19 protein-coding genes are annotated in these 25,019 nt (G+C 60.5%); 5 read left to right on the forward strand and 14 right to left on the reverse strand.

The genetic code is table 11. From position 1 onward, the window contains the following. Positions 1-2: 2 nt before the first annotated feature. From ACVC7O_RS16930 to argH, 7 genes are all read right to left on the reverse strand, one after another. The gene (locus tag ACVC7O_RS16930) at positions 3-2,597 is read right to left on the reverse strand and encodes a TIGR02302 family protein (RefSeq protein WP_458323290.1); all 2,595 of its coding nucleotides are present in this window, start codon (positions 2,595-2,597) and stop codon (positions 3-5) included. Positions 2,598-2,636: 39 nt separating this feature from the next. Continuing rightward, the gene (gene lysA, locus ACVC7O_RS16935) at positions 2,637-3,902 is read right to left on the reverse strand and encodes a diaminopimelate decarboxylase (protein WP_458323291.1); all 1,266 of its coding nucleotides are present in this window, start codon (positions 3,900-3,902) and stop codon (positions 2,637-2,639) included. A gap of 132 nt (positions 3,903-4,034) precedes the next feature. Then, a complete protein-coding gene (locus ACVC7O_RS16940; protein WP_458323292.1) occupies positions 4,035-4,703 on the reverse strand; it encodes a VPLPA-CTERM sorting domain-containing protein in 669 nt (222 codons plus the stop codon). 182 nt (positions 4,704-4,885) lie between these two features. Continuing rightward, entirely contained in the window at positions 4,886-5,194 is a 309-nt protein-coding gene (locus ACVC7O_RS16945) for a DUF2834 domain-containing protein (RefSeq protein ID WP_458326109.1), read from the reverse strand. A gap of 9 nt (positions 5,195-5,203) precedes the next feature. Then, the gene (locus ACVC7O_RS16950) at positions 5,204-5,368 is read right to left on the reverse strand and encodes a hypothetical protein (RefSeq protein ID WP_458323293.1); all 165 of its coding nucleotides are present in this window, start codon (positions 5,366-5,368) and stop codon (positions 5,204-5,206) included. Then, entirely contained in the window at positions 5,365-5,538 is a 174-nt protein-coding gene (locus ACVC7O_RS16955) for a hypothetical protein (protein WP_458323294.1), read from the reverse strand. The genes ACVC7O_RS16950 and ACVC7O_RS16955 overlap by 4 nt, the downstream gene beginning before the upstream one ends. Then, positions 5,535-6,947 carry an argininosuccinate lyase gene (gene argH / locus ACVC7O_RS16960; RefSeq protein ID WP_458323295.1) on the reverse strand — a complete coding sequence of 471 codons (1,413 nt, stop codon included), beginning with the start codon at positions 6,945-6,947 and terminating at the stop codon, positions 5,535-5,537. Before argH ends, ACVC7O_RS16955 begins: the two co-directional genes overlap by 4 nt. 24 nt (positions 6,948-6,971) lie before the next feature. Here argH and ACVC7O_RS16965 point away from each other — a divergent pair, with 24 nt between their 5' ends. Next, complete coding sequence (locus ACVC7O_RS16965; protein WP_458323296.1) at positions 6,972-7,547, forward strand: TlpA family protein disulfide reductase; 576 nt, start codon at positions 6,972-6,974, stop codon at positions 7,545-7,547. Between the two features lie 6 nt (positions 7,548-7,553). Here the strand turns inward: ACVC7O_RS16965 and ACVC7O_RS16970 are convergent, their stop codons facing one another. Together ACVC7O_RS16970 and ACVC7O_RS16975 are read right to left on the reverse strand one after the other, a co-directional pair. Then, positions 7,554-8,615 (reverse strand): Hint domain-containing protein, encoded by a 1,062-nt coding sequence (locus ACVC7O_RS16970; RefSeq protein ID WP_458323297.1) that lies wholly within the window; start codon positions 8,613-8,615, stop codon positions 7,554-7,556. A 293-nt stretch (positions 8,616-8,908) separates the two neighbouring features. Further along, a complete protein-coding gene (locus ACVC7O_RS16975; protein WP_458323298.1) occupies positions 8,909-9,679 on the reverse strand; it encodes a LytTR family DNA-binding domain-containing protein in 771 nt (256 codons plus the stop codon). Positions 9,680-9,772: 93 nt separating this feature from the next. Here ACVC7O_RS16975 and ACVC7O_RS16980 point away from each other — a divergent pair, with 93 nt between their 5' ends. Beyond that, positions 9,773-10,984, forward strand: coding sequence for a serine hydrolase domain-containing protein (locus ACVC7O_RS16980; protein ID WP_458323299.1), 1,212 nt, complete (start codon positions 9,773-9,775; stop codon positions 10,982-10,984). Positions 10,985-11,040: 56 nt separating this feature from the next. Here the strand turns inward: ACVC7O_RS16980 and ACVC7O_RS16985 are convergent, their stop codons facing one another. From ACVC7O_RS16985 to ACVC7O_RS17000, 4 genes are read right to left on the reverse strand one after another with little or no spacing between them, the layout of a single operon-like run. Further along, on the reverse strand, positions 11,041-11,994 hold the full coding sequence (locus ACVC7O_RS16985; RefSeq protein ID WP_458323300.1) for an ABC transporter substrate-binding protein: 954 nt from the start codon (positions 11,992-11,994) through the stop codon (positions 11,041-11,043). Positions 11,995-12,034: 40 nt separating this feature from the next. Next, positions 12,035-13,861 carry an ABC transporter permease gene (locus ACVC7O_RS16990; protein ID WP_458323301.1) on the reverse strand — a complete coding sequence of 609 codons (1,827 nt, stop codon included), beginning with the start codon at positions 13,859-13,861 and terminating at the stop codon, positions 12,035-12,037. Then, positions 13,858-14,907 (reverse strand): quaternary amine ABC transporter ATP-binding protein, encoded by a 1,050-nt coding sequence (locus ACVC7O_RS16995; protein WP_458323302.1) that lies wholly within the window; start codon positions 14,905-14,907, stop codon positions 13,858-13,860. Before ACVC7O_RS16995 ends, ACVC7O_RS16990 begins: the two co-directional genes overlap by 4 nt. Continuing rightward, positions 14,904-17,222 carry a DUF1989 domain-containing protein gene (locus tag ACVC7O_RS17000; protein WP_458323303.1) on the reverse strand — a complete coding sequence of 773 codons (2,319 nt, stop codon included), beginning with the start codon at positions 17,220-17,222 and terminating at the stop codon, positions 14,904-14,906. The genes ACVC7O_RS16995 and ACVC7O_RS17000 overlap by 4 nt, the downstream gene beginning before the upstream one ends. A gap of 134 nt (positions 17,223-17,356) precedes the next feature. Between ACVC7O_RS17000 and ACVC7O_RS17005 the strand changes: the two genes are divergently transcribed. Further along, a complete protein-coding gene (locus ACVC7O_RS17005) occupies positions 17,357-18,328 on the forward strand; it encodes a LacI family DNA-binding transcriptional regulator (RefSeq protein ID WP_458323304.1) in 972 nt (323 codons plus the stop codon). Positions 18,329-18,415: 87 nt separating this feature from the next. Here ACVC7O_RS17005 and ACVC7O_RS17010 read toward each other — a convergent pair whose 3' ends face one another. Beyond that, complete coding sequence (locus ACVC7O_RS17010) at positions 18,416-21,037, reverse strand: PA14 domain-containing protein (RefSeq protein ID WP_458323305.1); 2,622 nt, start codon at positions 21,035-21,037, stop codon at positions 18,416-18,418. Positions 21,038-21,218: 181 nt separating this feature from the next. Here ACVC7O_RS17010 and ACVC7O_RS17015 point away from each other — a divergent pair, with 181 nt between their 5' ends. Together ACVC7O_RS17015 and ACVC7O_RS17020 are read left to right on the forward strand one after the other, a co-directional pair. Next, positions 21,219-22,928: an ABC transporter transmembrane domain-containing protein gene (locus ACVC7O_RS17015; RefSeq protein ID WP_458323306.1), complete on the forward strand. Its 1,710-nt coding sequence runs from the start codon at positions 21,219-21,221 to the stop codon at positions 22,926-22,928. Beyond that, positions 22,925-25,018: a peptidase domain-containing ABC transporter gene (locus ACVC7O_RS17020; RefSeq protein WP_458323307.1), complete on the forward strand. Its 2,094-nt coding sequence runs from the start codon at positions 22,925-22,927 to the stop codon at positions 25,016-25,018. The genes ACVC7O_RS17015 and ACVC7O_RS17020 overlap by 4 nt, the downstream gene beginning before the upstream one ends. The last annotated feature ends 1 nt before the right edge of the window (position 25,019 follow it).

Raw genomic sequence — 25,019 nt, forward strand, 5'->3', positions numbered from 1 at the left:
GATCAGAAGCGATCCAGCAACCGCTTGAGGTAGTTGCGCTCCTCTTCCGGACGCGCGGTTTCGCCAGACCGGCGCCGGATTTCATCCAGCAATTCGCGCGCACGACCATAGGCGTCGTCATTCAGCGCAAGTGGCCCCGTATCTCCATCCGCGCCCGAGTTGCCGGACTCTCGACCAAGCGGGTCGCGGTTTTCCGCGCGCTGGTCAGAGGGTTGCGAGCCCTGTCCCGGCTGCTGGTTCTGCTGCTGTTGCGCCATCATCTCACCCAGAGCCCGCATACCTTCCCGCAAGGCCTCCATAGCCTGGCCCTGATCGTCGATTGCTCCGGCGAGGTCGTCGTTGCGCAGCGATTCCTCTGCACCATCCATGGCGCGGCCCGCACGATCCAGCGCGTCACGGGCGGCATCGCCCTCTGGCGTGCCCGCGCCCGGCAGATTGCCCTGCTGACGCCGCAACTCTTCGCGCAAAGCCCGCTGGCGATCCGCGATCGACCCTTCCCCCGGCTGCGACTGACCGGAGGAGCCATCGCCCTGCTGCTGATCGGACCCCTCGCCTTGCCCTGACTGGCCTTCGTGGCTTTCACCCCGGCCCTGGCCGCCGTTGCGGCCCTCGTTGTCTTGGCTTTCGCCAGCCTGTGCCCCGGGGTTGAACTGTTCCTGCAAATCACGGAACGCCTGATCGGAGAGGCCCTGTTGTTCGCGCAGGGTCTCGGACAGGCCTTCCATGGCCTGTTCGCCCGGGCTCTGACCACCCTGCCCCTGCTGGCCCTGGGCCATCTGCATGTTTTCCATGAGCTGCTGGAGTTCTTGCAGCGCCTGCTGCGCCTCGGCCATACGGCCTTGCTCCATCAGCTCCTGGATACGGTCCATCATGCGCTGCAGGTCGTCCTGCGTCATCATCATGGAGTCCTGGTTCGGCGCCTCGAAATTGTTTTCGTCGTTTTCCTGACGTTGCCGCTCGGCCTGCCGCATCATCTGCTGGAGATAATCTTCGGTCGCCCTGCGCAGCTCGCGCATCAACTCGGCGATCTCTTCATCCGACGCCCCATTCTCAATGGCCTCGTTCAGACGCTCCTGTGCGCGGCGCAACCGCTCGGCTGCATCGGCCAGATCGCCCTCCTCAAGAATGATCGCAAGGTCCCACATCTCGTCGGCCAGCTCTTCCTGCATTTCGTCGCTCAGCCCGTATTTTGCGAAGGTCTCGAGTTGCCGGATCACCTTGCGCAAGCGCAAAGCATCGATCTCCTTGCGGAAAAGCTCCTCGGGCAAGTATGCCGTCGCCCGCAGGATCTGGCTGATGCGGTCGCTGTTGGCGCGCGACCACAGCAGATCGCGCCGTTGTTCGATCACCGCCGCGGCGACAGGGTCAAAGAAACGCCGCCCTGGCAACACCATGGCCCGCGGTTGGGTTTCAAATTCCTGTTCAGCGCCATCCAGCGCCGACAGGCGCACCAGCACAGGCAGGTTCGCCCACGGGTGCTCGGAGAAGTCTTCGATCAGGTTTTCTTCGAACTCCCGACGGTTCCCTGCGATCGGCGTCGGTAAAGGCACCACCAAATCGGGCCGCGTCTCGGGGTCGATCATCAGGCCGTGGTGCCGGGTGACAGACGCCAGATCGAGCGCAAACCGCGCCTCGCCTGCCTCGACGCCATAGTCGTCGCGCGCCTCGAAAGGCAGCGTCATTTCACCGAAGGCCGAGGCTGACGGGTCGTCAAGCACGGCGATTTCAGGTGGCGCGTCTGTGATCACCTCGATGTCCCAGCTGCGCCCGCCAGGGCCGCTGATCGACACGGTGCCGTTTTGCACCACGGTGAAGTCCTGCGCCGGATCGGAGGCAGGAGGCACCTCAGTGCGCCCGGACACAGTTTCGGACAGGGTCAAGGCCCCGATCTCGCCATAGAGGCGCAGGGTGATCAGGCTGCCCACCGGCACTCGCAAGGCGCCTTCCGGAATATCGTTAAGATAGATCGTAGGGCGCCCTGTATAGCGTGGGCTTTCCGCCCAGCCTTCCCAGACCGGCCCAGAGGCAAGCCCGCCGCCACCCGGCGTCATATCCGCAACGGAGCCCACCCGCCAAATCGAGCCGAACAGCAGAGCAATGCCGAAGGCCAAGACGGCGATATAGCGCAGCGCATAGGGATCACGCTCCGAAACCCGCAGGTCGGCGGGCACGGCTTCGGCTTCAGCGGCCCGGGTCGCCATGCGGGCCTGGTGCGCGCGCCAAACCGCGGTAGAGGCGGCATCTTCCGCCCCGATGGTCTGGGTGTCGAGCAACGCTTGCAGGGGCCGGCCCGGCAAGCTCGCATCAAGACGCGCGATGGCCTGTGTACGGGTCGGCAACCGGAACCGTTTGAACGCATACCCCAACGTGCCGAGCAGGCCCAAACCGGCCGCGACGGCGATGGCCCAGACAAACTCGACCGAAATAGTATCCTGCAGGCCCAGCATCAGCGCGGCGAGGATCAGAAGGCAAACTGTCAGCAGAGGCCAGAGACTTTGAACAAGCGCTTCGGCAAGCATCCCCAGCCACGTCAGCCGCAAGGGCCAGCGCACCGCTACCAGACTACGGGTCGCATCGTGCCGGGAAAATGACGCCATCGGTTCGTCTCCGCTTGCGATCACCCCGGGGATACGGGGTCAAAGCCATTCTGGAATGGTATCTCGATTTATCATTTCGTCAAAGGTGGGACGTCGGCGAATAACCGCAAATTGATCCTTATTCACCAGAACCTCGGGGATCAGCGGTCGGGAATTGTACTCACTGCTCATTACCGCGCCATAAGCCCCCGCAGATCGGAAGGCAACAAGGTCACCCGCAGCCACCGGCGGCATCTGCCGCCCGCGGGCAAAGGTATCGCCGGTTTCGCACACCGGCCCCACGATATCGAAGGTCGCGGGCTCTGTCCCCGGGGCGGGTTCGATCACCGGTATAATATCGTGATAAGCCTCATACATCGCGGGGCGGATCAGGTCGTTCATGGCGCCGTCGATGATCAGAAAATCGCGGTCCTCACCGGATTTCACATAGATCACCTCGGACACCATGATCCCCGCATTGCCCGCGATGAGCCGCCCGGGTTCGATCTCGATCTCGCAACCCAGATCACCCAACGTGCGCTTGACCATCGCGCCATAGTCCAGCGGCAGCGGCGGTGCCTGATTGTCGCGCGCATAGGGAATGCCGAGGCCGCCCCCCAGATCGAGGCGGCGAATATCGTGCCCCTCTGCGCGAAGCTCAGTCGTCAGCTCGGCGACCTTCTGGTAGGCGAGCTCAAAGGGGGCGAGGTCCGTCAACTGGCTGCCGATATGCACGTCAATGCCGATCACCTGCAGCCCGTTCATCGAGGCGGCCAAGGCATAGACCTCCTTGGCGCGAGAGATCGGGATGCCGAATTTGTTCTCGGACTTGCCCGTCGCGATCTTGGCATGGGTTTTCGCGTCAACATCCGGGTTCACCCGGATCGTGATCGGGGCAACCTTGCCCATGGCGCGCGCGGTTGCGTCGAGCACTGCCATCTCGGGCTCGGATTCCACGTTGAATTGACGGATACCGCCCTCAAGCGCCAGACGGATCTCTGCTGCAGTCTTGCCAACGCCTGAGAAGACGATCTTGTCGCCCGGCACACCGGCGGCCTTCGCACGCATGTATTCGCCGCCCGAGACCACATCCATGCCCGCCCCGGCCTGCGCCAGCGTCTTCAGAATTGCCTGGTTGCTCGCCGCTTTCATGGCGTAGCAGACAAGATGGTCGAGCCCGTCCAAAGCCTCATCAAAAAGCTGGAAGTGCCGCAGCAGCGTGGCCGTTGAATACACATAGAATGGCGTGCCGACCGATGCGGCGATCTCCGCCACCGGGACTTCCTCGGCATAAAGCGCGCCATTGCGATAAAGAAAGTGATCCATGTCCGGCCTTTGAGTAGCAGCTTGAGCCTCTTACCAGACCGACGCGCCAAGGCAATCATCCGTCCGACCTGTCTGCCCGAAAACGCGAAAGGGCGGCCGGAGCCGCCCTTTCCGTAAACTGTGTCGACAGATTTAGCTTGCGCGTGTCTTCCGGCGACGTGCGATCAGGCCAAAGCCACCAAGACCGACCAGCATCAGCGGAAGTGCCGCCGGAACCGGAACAGCTGTGAGGCCGTCATCGAAGATGAGCGAGTCAATCGCACCGGAACCTTCATATTCGATTGTGAAGAAGCTGCCGACGGTCAGCACGTTCGGCGCGAAGCTCACGGTGCCTGTCTCGCTCTCACCGGTCAGTGTGAGGCTGCCGATCGGACCCGCGAAGGATTCGGCAAAATTCCACGTGTCGTCATCGATACCCGAAGCGCCGATCAGCGACAGGTCGGGGCCGCTCGCCAGTGTGAAGGTGATTGTCCCGCCGCCGGCGCGATCATTCGCCAGAGGGTTGTTGCCATCTTCTCTCAGGATCAGAACGTTGCCGCCAACGCCATTTTCGCCCTGAACGGCTGGAATGATATCCGCATCGTTCGCGTGATCACTGGTTGTCGGATCAAGCGTGTCGAACAGAATTGCCTCGCTCACCGAGGTTGTGATGTCGAAGACGGTTGTACCGACTGTCACCGAAGTAAGAGCCTGGTTTGCGGTCAGACCTTCGAAGTCCAGCGTCAAAGTTGCGGCCGACGCCATCATCGGCGCCGCGAGAAGTGCAGCTGTTGCTGCGGTAATCTTGCCAAATTTAGCCATAAGAATGTCTCCCACTATACGGCGTACCCAAATCACATAGCTGCCCGATAATTCGGACTACCCCTACATCGACCAAGTATTGCCACACATGCAGGGTGAAAAACAGAGCCGCGGCGTCAAAAAAGGTAAAAAAAGGGTTTATCGGTCAAAAAATGTGAGAACCGGCACCGTTTGGAGAGTGCCTATGCCACAGGTTTCGACCTGAGGTAGAGATAAAGCGGCAAACCACAGCTGACGCCGATGCAAAATGTGGCGGGAATCGCCAGCAGACCAAGCCACATCCGGCTTTGAAAGCATTCGACCAGAACCCAGACCGTCAACGCCACTGCGGCAATCGTGAGGTCCCAGACGAGCCCGCTGGTGGCCGCATTGGCGTGCCACGCATCGACCATCGCGATAAGGCTATAGCTGTTTTCATTGAACCACTGCAGGAAATAGCTCATCGGGTGGATGGCACCCCAGATGGCCAGCAAAAGCCATATGACGCGGATCGGTGTCACTCAGCGCCCCTTGACGTATCCAAAGGTGGCATATCCGGAGACCCGCACACCGGTGCCGTCCTTTTTCTCGGGCGCGACTTGCTCCCCGCCACGCGGCGCGCTCACCGGTCCGGTACAGGCGGACACGCCCAGCACAGACAGCGCAATGAGTGCGGCGCGGGTCACAGCCCCAACCAGACGGACAAGGGGCCTTTGCCGACACCGACAGAGGCGCTGGGGTAGATGCCGTTTTGATTGATGGTCACACCGCCGTTGATCTGCGGTGTGACAGGTTCACCGTCTGCACCGCAGGCGGCCAGCAGGCCCAAAGCGGCCACCAGAACCAGATGTCTCATGCAATCATCTCCTTCCACCGTGCGATCTGCGCTCGAACTTGTGAAGGCGCGGTGCCCCCGTAAGAGGTACGGCTGTTCACCGAATTTTCCACCCCGAGCACATCAAACACATCTGCCGTGATGTCCGCGTGCACAGACGTCATATCCTCTAGACTGAGCTCAGGCAAATCACACCCTTTGCGCTCGGCGAGAGCTACGAGGCTGCCGGTGATATGGTGCGCATCGCGGAAAGGTAGCCCCAACACCCGGACCAGCCAGTCGGCGAGGTCGGTTGCCGTCGAAAAGCCCGAACCCGCCGCGGCGGCCAGACTGTCGCGATTGGCGCTCATGTCAGCCACCATTCCGGTCATCGCAGCCAGTGCAAGCATGAGGTTGTCGGCGGCGTCAAAGACCTGTTCCTTGTCCTCCTGCATGTCTTTGGAATAGGTCAGCGGCAGGCCTTTCATCACCATCATCAGCGCAGTGTTTGCACCGAAAATCCGCCCCACCTTGGCTCGAATGAGCTCGGCGGCGTCGGGATTTTTCTTCTGCGGCATGATCGAAGACCCGGTCGAGAAGCGGTCCGACAGGGTGACAAAGCGGAACTGCGCCGAAGACCAAATGACAAGCTCTTCGGCAAAGCGGCTGAGATGCACCGCACAGATGCTCGCAGCGCTCAGGAACTCCAGCGCAAAATCGCGGTCGCTCACCGCGTCCAGCGAATTGGCCGCGGGCGCGTCAAAGCCCAGAGCCTCGGCGGTCATCTGCCGATCAATGGGGAAGGAGGTGCCTGCGAGGGCCGCTGCCCCGAGCGGCGAGGTGTTCATGCGCGCGCGCGCGTCTCGCACACGGCTCAGATCCCGCCCGAACATCTCGACGTAGGCCATCATGTGGTGGCCCCATGTGACGGGTTGTGCGGTCTGCAAATGGGTGAAGCCTGGCATGACCCAGTCCGCGCCAGCCTCAGCCTGATCGAGCAACGCCTGAATGAGCGCAATCAGCCCCGTCTCGGCTGCATCCAACTGATCCCGCACCCACAGCTTGAAGTCTGTCGCGACCTGATCGTTCCGACTGCGCCCGGTGTGCAGCCGCCCTGCCGGTTCGCCGATAATCTCCTTCAGCCGCGCCTCCACATTCATGTGAATGTCCTCGAGCGCGGTGGAAAACTCGAACCGGCCCTCGTTGATTTCTGACAAGACTGTGAGCAGGCCTTCCCGGATCGCGTCTACATCGCTAGGTTCCAAAATGCCGGTTGCCCCCAGCATCGCGGCATGTGCACGCGAGCCCGCGATATCCTGTGCCGCCATTCGTTTGTCGAAGCCGATCGAGGCGTTGATCGCCTCCATGATCGCATCCGGACCGGCGGCAAAACGCCCGCCCCACATCTGGTTGGAGGCGGCGTTTTTGGAAGAACCGGGCGTGTCTGTCATTGGTCTGAACCCTTCGGAGGGGATATGAAAAGAATTCTTGCTGCGCTCGTTTATACGGCCCTCGGGGCAGGCGCAATCATGGCTCCGGTCACGGCGCAGGCCGACCTGGTGGCGGCAGCACAGCTGCGCGAAGGTGACATGAAGAAGCTCGTCTTCCATGAGGTCCCCGAGGCGACATCCACAGCCGCTTACGAGCTGGCAGATGGCGCGGGCCAGGAGACACTCGAAGCGTATCGTGGCAAGTACGTGCTGCTGAACTTCTGGGCCACATGGTGTGCTCCATGCCGCAAGGAGATGCCACAACTCTCTGAATTACAGTCCGAATTCGGGGGCGAAGACTTTGAGGTTGTTACCATTGCGACGGGGCGGAATTCGCCCGAGGGCATCAAGAAGTTCTTCGCCGAAATCGGTGTCGACAACCTGCCGCGCCATCAGGACCCGAAGCAGTCACTGGCCAGTCAGATGGCGATCTTCGGCCTGCCCATTACGGTGCTGATCGATCCGGAAGGTCGCGAAGTTGCGCGTATGCGCGGGGATGCGGATTGGTCGAGTGACAGCGCCAAGGCGGTGATCGCTGCGGTTCTGGGTGCAGACAGCTAGGCCTCCTCAGGCCGCATGACGCAGGATCGCGGCTTCGGATCTTGTCAGGTTGCGGCGGGCATAACCGCCATAGCTATGCGGATCATCGGCCAATTCCGGCTTCATGGCCAGCAGGCGGGTGCGGTCTTCGACACCCAGTGCCTGCAGCGACGCACTGGCCGGATGAAAACTTTCAGTCAGCACACCATTGGCCCAGAGCACGTTGTGCCCGGGCAAAAGTAAGTGGATGTAGGTGACCTCACGCACGGTGAGATCGACGCAGATTCTGCGACCATCGATGAGGTCCTTGGCCGCCACGAGGACATCCGGCGTGTTGAAGAGATCCTGCGCTGCCGGGCCGCTGATGAGCATGCGATGCTGTGGTGACACAAGCAGCTCCTGATCCGGGCGTTCGACCCCTAAGGCACCTGCCCGGATACGCACCGGGCGGAACGCCGGGGTGGCAAAAAGACGCGCGCCGGTCATGTGGCGACGTCCGATCCACTGCACAGGCTGAGGCCCGTTGTCTTTCGTCAGCACCAGATCACCGACGCCAAGGTGCTCGACCATCTGTTGCCCTCTGGGCGTCGCGATGCGGGTGCCGGGCGTGAAGCAAATAACAGCGTCGGTGTTTGCCTGACGACCCCGCACAGCTTTCGCATCCAGGGTATGCCTGACAACCCAGAGATCAGCGCCGCGTGGCGGCAACTCATCAACGAACATCAACAGTGGCGGCGCCGTGGCACCTATATCAATCACAGTCACGGTGTAGCTTTGGGCACCGTCGGTGATCACGAAGCAGCGGTCCTCGAGTGTCGCGGGAGAGTGCGCGTGATCTGGTGTCGACAGCTTCTGGTCAGCGCTGCAGACAAGACGTCGCACGACCGATGCAGCCCGGCGCCGCAACGTCTCGGCGCCGAGCGCGCGGTCTAGTCGCAGCACACCGGACGGCCCATCCAGTTGAGCCGCGTCACCGCGCCACGACCAGGCCGCACCCACCCGCAGCGACTGCAGCGGTGCTGCGTCCAAGCCATCTATTTCTGTTTGCGACCAGGAGATTACAAACGTGCCTCGAAAGCCCGTTTTCATATGCCTGCTTGCCTACCCTGCTTCTTGTTTCCTTTTCGGTATCAACCCTGCGGTCTTGTGGAAATAGTCGATTTCCGGGGATGTCAGAGTGTTGCAGTTTGGACTCGAAATCAGCAACCCGAGGTTGAAGTTTGGCGTTACTTCAGCGCGCGAGGGCAATTTTCTACTACGATATGCTGCCCGCGGCCCTGGGCTAACCTGGTCATCCCGCGATTGGACAGCCCAACAGAGGCACCGATGTCTGCGGAGATCAGTCATGATGGGCGCCGCTCACCGCGCCGCATTCCCTTCGCCTAAGGTTGTTGCAGCCGCCCGCGCACCGCTGCGCGATAGACCCGCCCGACCGGCACACGTGTGCCGTCCCGCAGAAGGATGCTCGACTGTCCTTTCCGCGTCTCGATCCGCAAAACCCAATGGCGCGCGACCCACCAGGACCGGTGCACCCGCAGCCCGTATGCGCCCAGCTCGGTTGTCGCCTCGCTAAGTGATGCGCGCAGCAGCGTCTCACCCTGAGATGTGCGCGCGGCGAGGTAGTGATCCTGCGCATGTAAGGCGATCAAGTCGCGGCCGACAGAGGCAGGCAATTGATCGAGCCAGGCTGGGGCGGTCATCGGGTCTGCCTTGGAAGGCGGGGTCAGATCACGCATGTCCAGCGCCTCGAACAGCAGCGCGATCACGACGGAGATGATGGCGACCACGGGCAGAAGCTCCGCCCCGCGCCTGAAGATGCCGGCGCCGAAGACCAAAAGATCGAGAGCGGAGACCATCGCAACCACAGGCAGGCTTGCTGCAAGGCCACCCAGTCCAACTGCGAGCGGCGCAGCCAGTCCAAGGGTCCCGGCGCCTGTCGCCACACATGCGGAGGTGAGATAGCCGACCCAGAAACTCAGCACACAGATCGCGAACCAGTAGGCCAGCCGTGGGGCCAACGGAAGCGCATCGTAGGTGCCAAAAGGCCCGATCAGGCCGAGAATGGCCGCAACGCCGACAAGGCCAGCCCAAAACCGGCTCCGCCCGCCAAGATCGCGCGCGTGATGCAGCGTCGCGCGGACGGTGTCGTTCACGACAATCGCTCTGTCGTTGACGTCATTTCGGTTTTGCGGCGCATGCAGCCATCGTATCGCCGCTCTGATCGGGGCAAAAGAGGGGTCGCTGAAATGATAAGACGCATGGTGCTGAGGGTGGCGGCCGTGTTGATCTGCGGCATCACGGCGATAGCGCTGGCCGGTGTGCTTTGGCTCCGCGCATCACCTTACTGGGCAGGTATCACGCTTTTCGCCGAAGATAAGCGTATCGAGAATTTTCGCGCGATGGAACGCGTCTTCCCTGCCAAGACCGTTGCGGCGAGCGATAAGGTGAGGGAGTTGCCGATTGCTCTGCGAGAGCTGCCGGAGAGCTATATTTTCGACGGGCAAACCCGCTCTGTCTCGGCCTTCCTCGAGGAGACGGTCACAACGGGCCTGCTTGTCTTGCAGGACGGCCACATCCGTCATGAAAGCTATCATCTCGGTGCAGACGAGAAATCGCGCTTCACGTCCTGGTCCATGGCCAAGTCTGTGTTGTCGGCGTTGATTGGTATCGCCATTAAGGAAGGCCACATCGCGAGCCTCGATGATCCGCTGGACCGCTACGTCCCTGCTCTGGCCGGATCGGGGTATGCCCGGGTGACGATCCGTCACGCGCTCACCATGTCGTCGGGCGTCGGCTTCGGTGAAGACTATGATCGCCCGTGGTCGGATGTGAACCGCCTGTTCTTCAGTCTCGGCGCTGGTCAGCCGATGGTCGAAACACTAACCGGCCTCCAGCGGATCCGAGAGCCCGGAACCTACAACGATTACATCAGCTCAGACAGCATCGCTCTGGGTCTCGTGCTCGAAGCGGCAACGGGCCAGCCAAACGAGACCTACCTCGAAGCGCGTCTCTGGCAGCCGATGGGGGCCGAACGCGCGGCCCCGTGGAACACCGGGCGCACTGGCCCGGTCCTCCCCTTCTGCTGTCTCAGCGCGACGCTGCGCGACTTTGGGCGCTTCGGGCAGCTGTTTCTCGATGAGGGGCGGCGGCACGCCGTGCAGATCATCCCGGAAGATTGGGTGGCCACCTCGACCCGACCCAGTGCCCCGCATCTGGAGCCGGGCCCGAACCCGGCCTCGTCCTGGACCTTCGGCTATGGCTATCACTGGTGGGTGCCCGAAGGCCCGCGCGACACGTTCCTGGCGATTGGAATTTGGGGGCAGTACATCTTCGTGGATCGCCGTAGGCGCGTGGTGATCGTAAAGACCAGCGCGGACGAAGCCTTCGACACACGTGACCACGAAACCGTTGCGCTGTTCGACGCCATCGCCGCATCTCTTGATCCGGCTGAAGAGTAGATCTAACCGAAAGGGCCACGCGGAAAATCGACGCGGCCCAATCGTGGGTAAGGCCCTTAGCCCTCGATCCAGGATGTCACGGTTTCCTTGTTGTCCGCGATCCAGTCCTCGGCCACTTCGCGCGGGTCGCGCTTGTTCTCGAACATCTCGACAATCCAGCCGTTGATCTCGTCGCCGGTGAACTGCACGTTCGACAGCATCTTGGCCACCGCCGGGTTACGCTCCTCTAGCGACTTCGAATAGGCCACGAAGATTTCATTCGCCGCGATCACGCACTCGAAATACGACACCTCGAGCCAGTCTTCCGCGTCCAGATCAACCACCTCGCAGCCGTCGAACCGCGCTGGTTCTTCGAGCGCCGTCAGGTCGTATTTCACGTGGATCGCCTCGGGCGTCCAATAGTAGAAAAGCTGCGGCTTGCCTGCGGTATAGGCCGCCTCAAGACCGGCCTTGAACGTGTCAGCGGACACGATGTTCGGCTCCCACAGCCCGTCGAGCCCATAGGACTTGAATTTGATCTGCCAGCGCTTGGTCGAGGCCCAGGTCACGTCACCGGCCCAATACTCCCCCTTGCCGTTGCCATCGGTGTCGAACATCGCGGCAATCTCGGGGTTGTTCAGGTCCTCGATGGAGGACACCTTGTCAGCCATGTAACTCGGCACGTAGATGTTCGACGTGCCCTTGTAGGGCTGGTTGGTCAGAACGGTCTGGTTCCCGTCGATGTACTCGTCCCAGAGCGCCTGCTGGTTCGGCATCCAGAGGTCGGTGTAGACGTCGATGGAGCCATCACCCTTGTCCATGCCCGCCATGATCACGGCCGCCTGGTTCATCCCCGAGACGATCTCGGCATCGCCGCCCATCTCGCCCTCGATGATCGCGCTGAGCACGTGACCGATGGCCTGCGCGCCATTCCAGCTGAGGTCCGAAAGCGTGATCTTTTCCTGGGCGATACCCGGTGCGGCACAGAGTGCAAGCGCGGCAGCAGCCGTTGTTGATGTCCAAACTTTCATTTTTTGTCTCCCTGTTCTGAGTATGTTTGGAGTGTCGGTGTCAGATCCGGCTAAACGAGTTGCGGATCCCTTTGAGAATGCGGTCGATCATCATCGCCACCAGCGCAATGGCGATACCCGCGAGCAATCCCTTGCCCGCCTGCGCGTCGCCCAGAGCAGAGGTCACGATGGCGCCCAGGCCTTCGGCACCGATGAAGGCCGAGATCGTCGCCATCGAAAGTGCAAGCATGATCGTCTGGTTAAGCCCCGCCATGATCGACGGGATCGCCATCGGCAATTCGACTTTGCGCAACAGCTGCTTCTCGGACGCCCCGAAGGCGAGTGCGGCTTCCTTGGTGCTCTCCGGCACCTGCAGAATCCCGAGCGCGGTGAGCTTGATCATGGGCGGCATCGCGAAGATCACTGTGGCGAGCACCGCGGGCGGCTGCGAGATGCCGAAGAAGGCCACCGCAGGCACCAGATAGCTGAGCGATGGGATCGTCTGCATCACGTCCAGGATCGGTTCAGTGATCCATCGGAACCATTTGTTTTTGGCCATCCAGATGCCCACGGGCAGCCCGATCAGGACACAGACCGCAGTTGAGACCACCACCAGCGCCATGGTCTGCATCGCGATCTGCCACAGCTCGAAAAGCGCGAGGAAGGCGAGTGAACTGGCAACGAAGATCGTTGTCCCAAGACCGGCAAAAGCCCAACTGAGGGCAATGAACAGGAACGCGACCACCAGCCACGGCGTCTGCATGAAGGCGACCTCGACACGGATCAACGACTGGCGCAGCACATTTGTCATTGCGTCAAAGCCGCCAGCGAATTGCGCACGCAGGTAGTTGATCGAGATATCGATGCTTTCGGCGGAATAGGTGAAGATCGTCACCTTGCGGCCTTCGACCGGGTCCTTGATCTGCTCGATGACCTTGGTGGCTCCTTCGCGGCCCGCGGCAATCGCCTCCTCGTCCGGCACGCGGCGATAGGTGATATCCTCCGGCGGCTCGAGCCGAGCAAGTGTCGGGAAGTCATCGATGAAATAGCAATCGAATTGGTCGCGCGCGGTGATGCTGTTGTAATCCTCGGTCAGCTCGAGATCGCGCCCCAGATCACGCGCTTCCTTGCGCAGCGCGGCGCGTTCAGACTTCTGCTCGTCGGTGAGCGTTTCCAGGGCGTTGAGCACATCCATGCGGCTCTCGCGCTGCTGGATTTCGCTGGACAGCAACGGCTGCAAATCTCCAACGGTGCCTGCGTCGAACCGGGTCAACAGCGCCGCAACGCCTTCGGCGGCCCGGATATGATTGAAGCAGGCGCGCTCATCAAGGCGCAGCTGGGTGGCGCGATAGGTGGTCAGCGGGGCGATCACGAGCATGACCATCACCCCGATCATCAGGCGCTTCATGCTGGTGCCACTCGGCACCGCCGCATCAATACGCCACCGCGCATATTGGTTGTAGTAGAGCCGGTTCGCAGCACTACCCATCCACAGACGCCCGCCGATGAACAGCAGGGCCCCGATCCAGCTGTAGTTGGTGATCCAGCCGGAATAGCGCGCAATCAACGTTGCGTTGGCCTCAGGATTGAGTTGCGCCTCCGCCAGGAGCGGGCTGAACTTGACGACCTGCATCAGGCAGACAATCGCGGTGATGTCGATCGCGAGCGAAATCCAGAAGAGGACCCAGACACCCCTGAAGGCCGACCACAACCATGGCACCAGAAGCGCCCAGATGTTCAGATGCCAACGCGGCAAGGTCGCCCGCTGAACCTTCTCAAAAACCGGCGCGTAGTAGTCCTCTTTCTCCGCAACGAATGTGCCAATGGACACATCCCGGTCATCAATCTCACGCTGCTCGGCGCCACCACCGATCACGGCTCCGCTCATGCCTCGGCCCCTCCTTGCAGTCCCTTGAGAAGGGTGTCCTTGGTCACAATGCCGATCACGGCATCATCATGTTTGATCAGGACCGGGAGTTCGGTACCGGTGCTCAAGCCCACCAGCGAGTCGAGATCGTCTTCCGGGCTTGCAACCGGATAGTCCTGCCCGGGTTCGAGCGCGCCGTGGTGGGCCGCATGCGCATCCGGGTTCACCATGATCTTGGAGGCCGACACCAGCTTCAGCCGCGAGATACCCGCGACGAAGTCGGCAACATAGTCGTCGGCGGGCGCTGTCACGATATCCTCGGCGGTGCCGATCTGCACGATCTCGCCGTCCTTCATAATCCCGATCCGGTCGCCCATGCGGATCGCCTCATCGAGGTCGTGGGTGATGAATACGGTTGTCTTTTTCAGGTTCTGGCTGAGCCCGAGAAATTCGTCCTGCAGGTTGCGGCGGATCAGCGGGTCGAGCGCCGAAAAGGGCTCGTCCATCAGCAGGATTTCCGGATCGGCGGCCAGCGCCCGCGCCAGCCCAACCCGTTGTTGCATGCCGCCCGACAATTCCGACGGCAGCCGGTCGCCATAACCGTGCAGCGAGACCGTCTCAAGCGCCCTGTCCGCCGCCTGCGCGCGGGTATATCCGTCGATCCCGCGCAGTTCGAGCGCAAAGCCGATATTATCGCGCACCGACCGGTGCGGCAGCAGCGCCATGTTCTGAAACACCATGCCGATCTTGTCCGCCCGCGTTGCACGAAGCTGCTCGGATTTCATCGCGCCGATGTCTTCGCCCATGATCCGGATCGAGCCCGACGTCGGCTCGATCAACCGGTTGATGTGGCGGACAAGCGTCGATTTGCCCGAGCCCGACAGCCCCATCAGGCAGAAGATTTCGCCCTCTTCAACCGAAAATGAGGCATCCTTCACCCCCACAACCGCTTCGAACCGCTCCAACACCTCCGCCTTGCCGAGCCCTTCCGCCCTGATTGCGGCCATCGCCTCCGATGCGCGGCTGCCAAAGACTTTCCAGACGTTTTCAAGTTCGACGACGCTCATGCGCGGGCTTTCTCTCGTTTCGGATCAACAAAGGGGATGTCGATGACCGTCGCTGACAGGCGCTTCATGCGTCCATCGAGCTGTCCAACTTCGAGCGCTGTGCCGGTCCCGGCGTACTCGACATTCAATCGGGCCATCGCAATTGACCGCTCCAGCAATGGCGAATGCGTCGCTGAAGTCACCGTGCCGACCTGTCGCTCGCCCTGATAAACTGGGGCGCCGTGGGGTGGCACATCGGTGGACTTGAACAACAGGCCCCGAAGCTGATGCCGCGCTGCAGCCGCATTTCTCTCAAGCGCCGCCTTGCCGACAAAATCAGACTTCTTGAGGTTTATGGCGAAGCCCAGACCCGCCTCGAATGCATCCACGCCAGCGGTGAACTCGGCCCCGGCAGCGGCCAGCCCCGCCTCTATGCGGATGATCTCTAGCGCGGCCGAGCCCATGGGCTTGAGGCCAAACTCCGCACCCGCGTCCACTATTGCATCCCAGAGCGCGACTGCATCTTCTTTTGAACAAAAGAGCTCATAGCCGAGCTCACCCGTGTACCCGCTGCGCGTCAGGAAGAATGGCACACCCTCCCGATCGCCAATGCGTGCGACAGTGGCACCGAACCAGTTGATCTGGTCCAACGCGGGCACATGCGGTTGGGTAAAGACAAGTTTGCGCAGGATATCCCGGGACTTCGGCCCTTGAAGCGCAAGATTTGGCAAGGCACCGCCCAGATCATGGATGCGCGCTTGCAGGCCTTCCCGAGCGGCAAGCTCCTTCAAAGCTCGCCCGCTTTCCTCGGAGCCACAGCACCACCGGAACAGATGCGGCGCCAGCCGAAACAACGTGCCATCATCGATGACCTGCCCGGTATCGTCGCACATGACCGCATAGCTGCCACGCCACACCGCAAGCCGAGCGACATCGCGCGTTAGCGCCCGCTGCAGAAGTTGTTCCGCATCAGGGCCTATGATGTCGTACTTGCGCAGCCCGCTCATGTCCTGCAGCGTTGCGGCCTCGCGGCAGGCCCAATACTCCCCCAGGGTTCCATGCGACGGGAACGAGACTGGCAACCACAAGTCGCGCGCAGGTGCAAACTGGTCGGTCAACGGGGCAAGCCGCTCATGGAAGGCCGACTCCTGGCTGATCTGCATGGGGGCGTCCTCTTTGCTGCGGTAAGCAACCGACCGCGTGATCGTGGTCTCAGGTCGATAAATCCGGACATGGATGTCCGTGGGGTTCCACCCATTGATGGGGTCGATATCATCCGGACAGGCGGTGCTCACGCAGGTCAGATCATCGAGTGCTTTCATCGCCACGTAGTCACCCGGGCGGGAGTGGCTTTCTTCCGTCTGGATATGGTGATGCGGATCAACCCAGGTGTTCCAGAAGAAGTTGATTGCGGGCCAGGCATTGCGCGGAGTCACACCAAAGGGCCCTAATGCACCGGAGATATTGTCCGAGCAATTGATATGCCCCGGAAACCCGCGCTCTTCATAGCCACGCGCCGTACAGGCCAGACCAAAGGTATCATGCCGTCCACAGGTGTCTCGAACGACCTGAAGCATCGGCGTCATCGCAGCATCGAAGAATTTGTCGAACAGCCCCGGGCCGGGGAAAGAGCGCCGGACCATGCTGCGCGTGGCCGTGGAGTCGATCATTCGCTCCTGTGCACGATCAAGCGCTGCCAGACCGAAGGCTTGAAAATCAGAGCATTGCTGACCTTCGATGTCGATGATCTGAAGCACCTCCCCACGCCGAAGCTGATAGGCCTGCGCCGTGCCACGCCGGATCGTGAATTCGTCTCGCACAGAGCCGAAAGGCTCAGGCAAAGGCTCAGGTCCCGCCTGCCTCGTGTGTTCAATGAGCGCCGCCCCGCGCCCGAGCCCACCAATCAAGTCGATCTGCGCGACAGGATTGACAAGCCAGACGGTCAGCGCCGCTGGCATCCGCAGGACGATACCGTCGTCCTGAAATGACAGCAGGCTGGCATCCAAGTCGGGACCGGGCTCAACACCTTGCGCACCCAACCACCCCAGCAGTGAGCCGGAATCGAAATCTGAAAGTGACAGCGGTGTTGGTGGGGCGATTCCGATATCACCTTCTCGCCGGGCGCCCTTTGCATCGAACGCCAAGAGCGAAAGCTGCTCATCCGGCCCGGCCAAGGCGATCCGGACAAGATCCCCTTCATCCACGCGCATCATCATGCTGCTGCGCGGATCAATCAGATGCGACGTTGACGCCCGCTGCGAAAAGCCCGCAAAATTGCGACCGTGAGACATGTGTCCGATATTCGAGAAGCTGTGCAAGGGCGGCAGGTCTTGCATGAGAGGCTCGGTTTGACAAGATGTAACTACTTACATCGTGATTGAAACTAGTTACATCTGTCAAGAGGCCGCGCGCAGGAACGCGCGGCGGAGATTAGAGATTGCTTAAAAAACCATCCAAGAAGCGGTACAATATGCGCGATGTGGCGCGGCACGCGGGGGTTTCGGTTGCAACTGTCTCGCGTGTGCTCAGCGGCTCATCGACTGTGGCTCAGGCAACACATGAGAAAGTTCAGACCGCGATCAACGCGCTCGACTTCGTCCCCAGTGCAGCAGCGCGGGCCATCAACTCCGGCCGCACCTATATGGTGGGCGCGCTGGTGCCCACCCTGGATAATGCCATCTTTTCAAGGTTTCTGGATGCCTTGGAGATTGAGTTGGCCCGGCATGGGTTTTCGTTGGTCGTGGCAACAACAAACAATGATCTGCAGAAGGAAACCCAGCGGGCGCAGGACCTTCTCAATCTTGGCGTTGAAGGGTTTGTCGTCTCGGGCGTCACCCATAGCGATGAGTTCGACGCGCTGGTGCGTAAGTATAAGGCGCCGGTCATTGCCACGTCGTACTTCGATGCCGAAGATCCGCTTACAACAGTTGGATATGACAACCGCGAGGCCGCCAGCTACGCTCTCGATCATCTTGTGGAAATGGGGCATTCCACCATCGCGGTCCTCTCCGGGCCGACCGAGAACAATGATCGTACGCGCGCACGGGTCGAGGCTTTGCGGGCCCGGCGCGACCTTGAACTGCTGTTTTACGAAATCCCCATTGAATTCACGGCGGCGGCAGGGGTCGTCGATGAAGTTAAGACACAGGCGCCGGAGGTCACCGCCTGTCTGTGCCTGTCCGATGTGATCGCCCAGGGTGTCCTTAGCGGATTTCAGCGTCTCGGCATTCGCGTGCCTGATGAGATATCAATCGTTGGCGTCGATGATTTACCCAGCTCGCAAAGCACCTGGCCACCGTTGAGCAGCGTTCATCTACCCGTCCGAAGAATGGGAACATGTGCCGCCGAGAAACTGGCGCAATGGATTGAAACCGGAGAACCGGCCGGATCGGTGAAACTTGACACCACAATGACGATCAGGTCTTCGGTCAAGCGCCTGTGATGATCTCGCTCGCGCCGTGGCATTCAGTGCATTCAGCGCGCCTCACCGAACTCAACGCTTTCGATGATCACCAATTGCACTAAAGCATTACCAATCCGAACGCTCATAGGTCTCGTTCATGTCGTTGTATTGCGTGCTGTCAGACTGCTCGATGACTGGCTCTTCCATCGCATTCTCGTTCGACTGTTCCTTGTCGTCCGGAGATTCAGCCGCATCAACCCAAGAGCCTTCCGACCCAGCTTGCTCCGAATAGGCCATCATGTCAGATGGGCCGCCTTCAGCTGCGGGCGACGACGGCTCAACCTCATCGCCCACCTGGATGGCGAAGAAGGAATGGCCCGAGACCGTCTCACCATTGAATGCGATATCCGTGGACGTAATTTCGCCGGAAATCTCTCCCTCAAAGCCGGGCGGCGGCGCGATCTCGAGCAGATCGAGATCCCAACCGGTCAAGTCGATCTCTCCGCCATCCGAGACTGCAACGTCATCATCGCTGATGAGAATTGTATCTGGCGGCAGTCCCGATATCTGGACCTGGGCGGCGTCGGACAGGTTGGTGTCGTCGATTTTCACCGCGATCATGCCGTTTTCCTCAACGCTGAGATCGCTGTTGCCTGTCACCAACTCGCGCCCATCGGTGCCTGGCCCGTCCCATTCGAGCTTGAGCCCGGCATGGCCGTAGTTCTCGAAATAGCGCACCTCGATATGGTGCGTACCGGGTTCCAGCTCGATCTCGCCCGTGCGGGTCCGATAGCCATGCAACCCGTCGTTGTCGATCACCTCCTCGCCGTTGACCAGCAAGATGACGCCATCGTCACCGCCGAGAAAAAACTTGAAGCTGCCGCCCTCCTCGACATCCACGTGGCCGGTGATGCGAGCGCCGAAGGTGTCGGTATCGCCGCCTTCCCAGAACGACTCGCGGCTGTTGCGGTAGTTGATATCGCTGACAACCTCTTCGTGTGTCGGGTCCGACGACCAATCGATCTGGTCCAGCTTCGACAATCGCTGGTCCACGTCGAAGTAGCTGGCGCGGAAACCCGTTCCCATGTCGACGCTGGGCGGTGGCAAATCCGCTTGCGCCACGGTGAAGCCCAGATCAACAGCTGTCGACGCGATGGCACCGCTGCTCCCTTGCGTCGTCGTGACCAATTGAGCCTCCACATCGCCGACGAAGTCGACCGGAGTGGTGACCGACAATAGAGAAAGATCCCAACCTGACAGGTCAACAGTCCCTGCCTCATCTGCGATGGCGGAGAGATCACCGGCCTGAACTTCAGTGCCTTCAGGCACCCCTTCGAGGCGATAAGACGTCGCACCGACGTCATCGCCCGAGATATCCAGCTCGAAGGTCACCGGCATGCCATTCACGGTCTGCGCGTCATCCAGCTCGGGCGATGTCACCAACTCGCGCCCATCGGTGCCTGGCCCGTCCCATTCGAGCTTGAGCCCGGCATGGCCGTAGTTCTCGAAATAGCGCACCTCGATATGGTGCGTACCGGGTTCCAGCTCGATCTCGCCCGTGCGGGTCCGATAGCCATGCAACCCGTCGTTGTCGATCACCTCCTCGCCGTTGACCAGCAAGATGACGCCATCGTCACCGCCGAGAAAAAACTTGAAGCTGCCGCCCTCCTCGACATCCACGTGGCCGGTGATGCGAGCGCCGAAGGTGTCGGTATCGCCGCCTTCCCAGAACGACTCGCGGCTGTTGCGGTAGTTGATATCGCTGACAACCTCTTCGTGTGTCGGGTCCGACGACCAATCGATCTGGTCCAGCTTCGACAATCGCTGGTCCACGTCGAAGTAGCTGGCGCGGAAACCTGTGTTGGCGGAAATCTCGGGTGCATCTATGACCTCAAGGTCCAAGGATTGGGTGAGCCTCGCCCCACCTGGCCCCGTTGCCGTGACCTCCAAAGCCAACGCGCCAAGCTCATCGTCGTCCAGGGAGATACCCTCCCTGAGCTTCAATTGCATATCGACGACCTCAAAACGATCATCAGACACCGTGTAGGTGTAGCTTTCCGGAGCAGCTGTTCCGTTCATGTCAATTTGACCGATCACCGTGCCCGGATGACCTGAGGCGATACCGGATTGATCGATCCAGAGCTCGGTTGGCGCGATATCGGACGGGGCGCCTGGTCCCTCGACTGGTAGATCGGCAGACGTCTCTTGCGGGCCAGCGTATGCAACCGCACCACCATCCTGCACGGCTACCGGGTCGTCACTGGGACCAGGTGGTTGGCTAGTGCTGCCCTCTTGATCAGCGGTCGGGTTGCGTGAGCCCACTTCAAGATCGATAACACTGGGACTCATGGCATCGGTGCTGACGGCGCTCCCCGTCTGCAGCCGTGCTTCAGCACCGATCTCACTCGCCGCTGGATCGAAGTCGCCGGAGTCTTGCGGATCAGATACCGCTGCGCCGCGAGATACATCGTTTGTCGCAGAGAGTGATGCACGCTCTATCGGGGCGGTTTTGGCAGAGGCATCCGCCGGCACATCGGCATCATCATCGCCGATGCTATCATCCTCCGACCTATAGGTCTGATCAGGTTCCTGCTGCTCCCCGTAGTGCAGCGTGCTGCGAGATACGTCTTCATGCCCGCCGCTACTTTCACGCAGCGACTGCAGGACGGTTTTCTCTTTATCGCTCGTTGCATCACCCTGCTGATGCAACAACGCTTCGTCCAGCTCGATCCGATCGTCTTTGGCCATGGCAACCTCCGCACTCTACCTACGGGACAGCGCCACAATTAGCTTAACAACATGCTTCGAAACTCGGCCTTTCGCCTGCGAATTTGACTTAAATCGTCTGATTTCATCACAGCCGTCCACACGTTTTCCTAACGTTTCAGACACAGCTTGCCCTCGGTTTCTGCTCGGTTTGGGGTTCGGTTTGGCGACTGATACAGCATCATCTGACCGCATGGTAAGACCGCCAAGACTAACGCTGGCGGTCATTGCCGCATCTTTGGTCATCAACACCTTGGCGCTGGCGCTGCCTTTGGTCGTGCTTCAGGTGTTTGATCGGGTGATCCCGTTCGAGTCGCATGCAACACTCACCCTTTTGTTCCTTGGCCTTTGCGTGGTCGCGGTACTGGACTTCGGGTTGAAATGGGCGCGGATCGTTCTGATCGGTCACCAGGGCGAGCAGTTCGAGCTGCATCTGGGAGACCGCTTCATTGAGCGTTCGCTTAACGCCGAGCCAACCGCTTATGATCAGTCATCCACAGGCGTTCATCTCGAGCGATTGAACGCCTTGTCCCAGTTGCGGGACTACTACAGCGGACAAGGTCGCCTGCTTGCAATCGATCTTCCGTTCACTGCGATTTTTATCACCATGATCGGCTTGATCGGCGGTTGGTTGGTCCTCGTCCCGCTGGTCAGTCTGATCCTGATCTATGGTTTCAAGACCGTCCTGCAACGTGCACAGGGCCCAATCTTTGAAAAGCGGAAAACACTCGACGGCAGGCGTTATTCCTTCCTGATCGAATGTCTTTCGCAAATCATGACCGTCAAGGCGGACACAATGGAGCCGCAGATGCTGCGGCGATATGAGGTTCTCCAGGACCAATCGGTCGATATCAGCCAAAAACTGGTGCAGTTCTCAGGGCTCTCGCAGTCCTTTGGCGCATTGTTTTCACAGGCTGCGGTCGCGGCAATGGGTCTAATTGGCGGGTACCTTGTCATCATCGATCAGATCGGTGTCGCTGAGTTGGCGGCCTGCATGCTGCTCAATGGACGAACGGTTCAGCCACTGCTGAAAATGCTCAGCCATTGGGCCCAAACCGAAAGCATTCAGGCCGCGCAGGCGAAAGTGGAAGACATCGGCATCCTCCAACAGAGGGCCACTCTCGACACCACGCTGACGATTGAAGGACAGCTCACGTTTGAAAATGTGTCGGTGCAAAGCGACAAAGCTGACCACTTCTTCTTTTCGCAGACCAGCTTTGAATTGCCAGCAGGCCAAGTTCTCAGCGTGCTGGCGGAAGAGGGCGCAGCGCGCGATCGGTTCATGCGCTTGATCCTTGCAGAAGAGGAGCCGACAGAGGGCCAAATCCTCCTCGACGGAGCGCCAATCGACAGGTTTTCCGCGATGCGGGGGCGGGGCGGCATCGCCTATGTCGATCATAGCCCGGTCTTGTTCTCTGGAACCCTGCTCGAAAACATTTCTTGCTTCGGGGATGGTAATGCCATCGAACGGGCGCTCGCATTTTCGGCAACTCTTGGCCTCGAGACAAAGGTCCATCGCATGCCCATGGGCTACAATACCGAACTGGGCACGGTCGACGAGATTTCGTCAAGTCTTGCGCTGCGCCAAACCGTCGCTCTCGTCCGGGCGCTCGCACTCGAACCCAAACTGCTTCTTCTGAACGATGCGACATCGGCGTTGGACGAGCGCGCCGTTGCGAGGCTCGCCAGCCTTCTGCAGTCGCTGAAGGGCCAAACCACAGTTGTCATGGTCACGCCACGACAACAGCTCCTCGATCTTGCTGATCAGTCGGTTCTTCTGGCCGATAGCAAGGCAGACGACCTTCTTCTTTGGCATGAAGACGCCACGCGTGACGCGATCGAGTCGCATCAGCACGGGCTGAGGACCGCATGACCGATCTCGCCGTGCACCCAAGTCTGGCGCTGCTCCACCGGCTGATGATGGCGGCGGGTTGGCACAGCAGCCATCGCAACCTGACGGAGGCGGCGCCACATCTTGCGGATGAGTTCTCGTCCAGTGATCTGATCTCAACTCTTCGGAACATGGGTGTGCCCTTATCGACTGCGCCCGCGCGGCTTGACGACATGACGCCCGCTGACTGTCCGGCGCTCTTCTTCGACAAAGCGGGTGGTATCCGCGCCGTCCTCGACATCCGCGAGGACGCCATACTGGTGCAAGATCAAGGCGCCACTGACCCCGTCTGGATCAAACCAGATACAACACCTGGAACACTCGTCCGTGTCGAACGGTTTGCCCCCTCTGACCAAGATCAGAACTTCGAAGATTTCCGGAAAATCACGGCTGGTTTTCACGGAATGCTGCCCTGGCTCGTGATCGCGTCGTTCATGACCAACCTGATGGGGTTGGTCACGCCTTTGCTGATCATGATGATCTACGACCGGGTGATCCCCGCCGGATCAACACACCTGGTGGTGTCCCTCGCCCTTGCAGCGGCATTGGTGCTGTCGGCAGATGCTGGCTTCCGCTTTGCGCGGTCCCGCGCCATCTCCTACATGGGTCGGGTTGTGGAACACCGCTTGGGACTGGCGCTCTTTAAAAAGCTGATGTCTTTGCCATCGAGCCAGATACAAAACTCCGACGTTGAACAGCAGATTGCCCGGTTCAAGCAGTTCGAGGGCATCCGGGATGTCTTCTCAGGTCAGACCTTGATGCTGCTGCTCGATCTGCCGTTCACGCTCATCTTCCTGGGGCTGATCTTCTTTCTCGCGCCCCAAGTCGGTTTTCTTGCGCTCGGTCTGGTCGTGGTGTTTCTGGTCGCAATCGTCTTGACGCTGCCGACACAGCAGGCGCTCAATACAGAAGCAGCAACCCTCAAATCCAAGCAGCACAAACACCTGTTCGAAACGGTTAACCTGCAGCGCAACATCTATCGCCTGGGGCTGGGCCCATTCTGGCGCCAAAGATACGCGGCCATCGCCGCTGAGTCCGCTAGCGCGACACGCGTTGCCAAGCAGTTCCAACACATCTGTCAGACATTCGGACAAAGCCTGATGATGATCGCGGGTGTTGGTGCGATTGTTCTTGGCACCCTTGCCGCAATGGATGGCTCCATGTCGTTCGGTGCCTTGATCGCGGTCATGGCGCTTGTCTGGAAAGTGCTCACTCCGCTGCAATCTCTCTACTCCAATGCGCCACAAATCCTGGGGTTTGTGAAATGCCGTACGCAGATCGACAGGGTCCTTGGCATGCCACAGGAAACGGTGCGCGGGGTTGGATCGACGCATCAGAAAACCTTCGAAGGCCAGATCACCTTGGCTGGGGTCACCCACCGTTTTGAGAGCACTGCCGACCCGGCGCTGTCGCAGATCTCGCTGGACATCGCTGCGGGTGAGCTCGTGGTGATCGCGGGCAACAACGGAAGTGGGAAGACCACTCTTCTGGAGGTGATGATGGGGTTGCATCAACCGCTGCTGGGGTCGGTTCAACTGGACGGTATCGACATCCGACAAATCCCGGTGGACGACCTGCGGCAGGCCTACAGCTATGCGCAGAAAAAGCCGGAGGTTTTCCATGGCACACTGCTGCAAAACATGCGCCTCGCAGCACCAACCGTTCCCGAAGATCAAATTCGACAGATGATCGACGAGATGGCATTGACTGCCGAAGTGGATGCCATGCCAGACGGGCTAGATACCAGGCTGACCGAACGATATCGCGCCACGCTGCCACCTTCGACCTCTCGGGGCTTGGCACTCGTGCGCAGCCTCGTTCGGCCCGCTCGCGCCTACCTTCTGAACGATCCAAATGCCGGTCTTGACTACATGCGCAAGGCTGCACTCAACGCCCATCTCAACAGAAGGAAGGGCACCTGCACCTTCGTTCTGGTGTCTGACGACCCGCTGCACTTGGAACTGGCTGATAGGTGCATCTACATGTCCGATGGGCGCATCATCGCCAATGATACCGGGCCAGACGGGCGGCGAAAGATCACCGCGCTCATCACGGCAAACAAGGAAAACTGAA

This window comes from Roseobacter cerffii, assembly GCF_054226325.1.

Coding starts and splice junctions, on each gene's coding strand:
- ACVC7O_RS16930 (WP_458323290.1), bottom strand. CDS start 2,597: ATGGCGTCATTTTCCCGGCACGATGCGACCCGTAGTCTGGTAGCGGTG.
- lysA (WP_458323291.1), bottom strand. CDS start 3,902: ATGGATCACTTTCTTTATCGCAATGGCGCGCTTTATGCCGAGGAAGTC.
- ACVC7O_RS16940 (WP_458323292.1), bottom strand. CDS start 4,703: ATGGCTAAATTTGGCAAGATTACCGCAGCAACAGCTGCACTTCTCGCG.
- ACVC7O_RS16955 (WP_458323294.1), bottom strand. CDS start 5,538: ATGAGACATCTGGTTCTGGTGGCCGCTTTGGGCCTGCTGGCCGCCTGC.
- argH (WP_458323295.1), bottom strand. CDS start 6,947: ATGACAGACACGCCCGGTTCTTCCAAAAACGCCGCCTCCAACCAGATG.
- ACVC7O_RS16965 (WP_458323296.1), top strand. CDS start 6,972: ATGAAAAGAATTCTTGCTGCGCTCGTTTATACGGCCCTCGGGGCAGGC.
- ACVC7O_RS16970 (WP_458323297.1), bottom strand. CDS start 8,615: ATGAAAACGGGCTTTCGAGGCACGTTTGTAATCTCCTGGTCGCAAACA.
- ACVC7O_RS16980 (WP_458323299.1), top strand. CDS start 9,773: ATGATAAGACGCATGGTGCTGAGGGTGGCGGCCGTGTTGATCTGCGGC.
- ACVC7O_RS16985 (WP_458323300.1), bottom strand. CDS start 11,994: ATGAAAGTTTGGACATCAACAACGGCTGCTGCCGCGCTTGCACTCTGT.
- ACVC7O_RS16990 (WP_458323301.1), bottom strand. CDS start 13,861: ATGAGCGGAGCCGTGATCGGTGGTGGCGCCGAGCAGCGTGAGATTGAT.
- ACVC7O_RS16995 (WP_458323302.1), bottom strand. CDS start 14,907: ATGAGCGTCGTCGAACTTGAAAACGTCTGGAAAGTCTTTGGCAGCCGC.
- ACVC7O_RS17000 (WP_458323303.1), bottom strand. CDS start 17,222: ATGCAAGACCTGCCGCCCTTGCACAGCTTCTCGAATATCGGACACATG.
- ACVC7O_RS17005 (WP_458323304.1), top strand. CDS start 17,357: ATGCGCGATGTGGCGCGGCACGCGGGGGTTTCGGTTGCAACTGTCTCG.
- ACVC7O_RS17010 (WP_458323305.1), bottom strand. CDS start 21,037: ATGGCCAAAGACGATCGGATCGAGCTGGACGAAGCGTTGTTGCATCAG.
- ACVC7O_RS17020 (WP_458323307.1), top strand. CDS start 22,925: ATGACCGATCTCGCCGTGCACCCAAGTCTGGCGCTGCTCCACCGGCTG.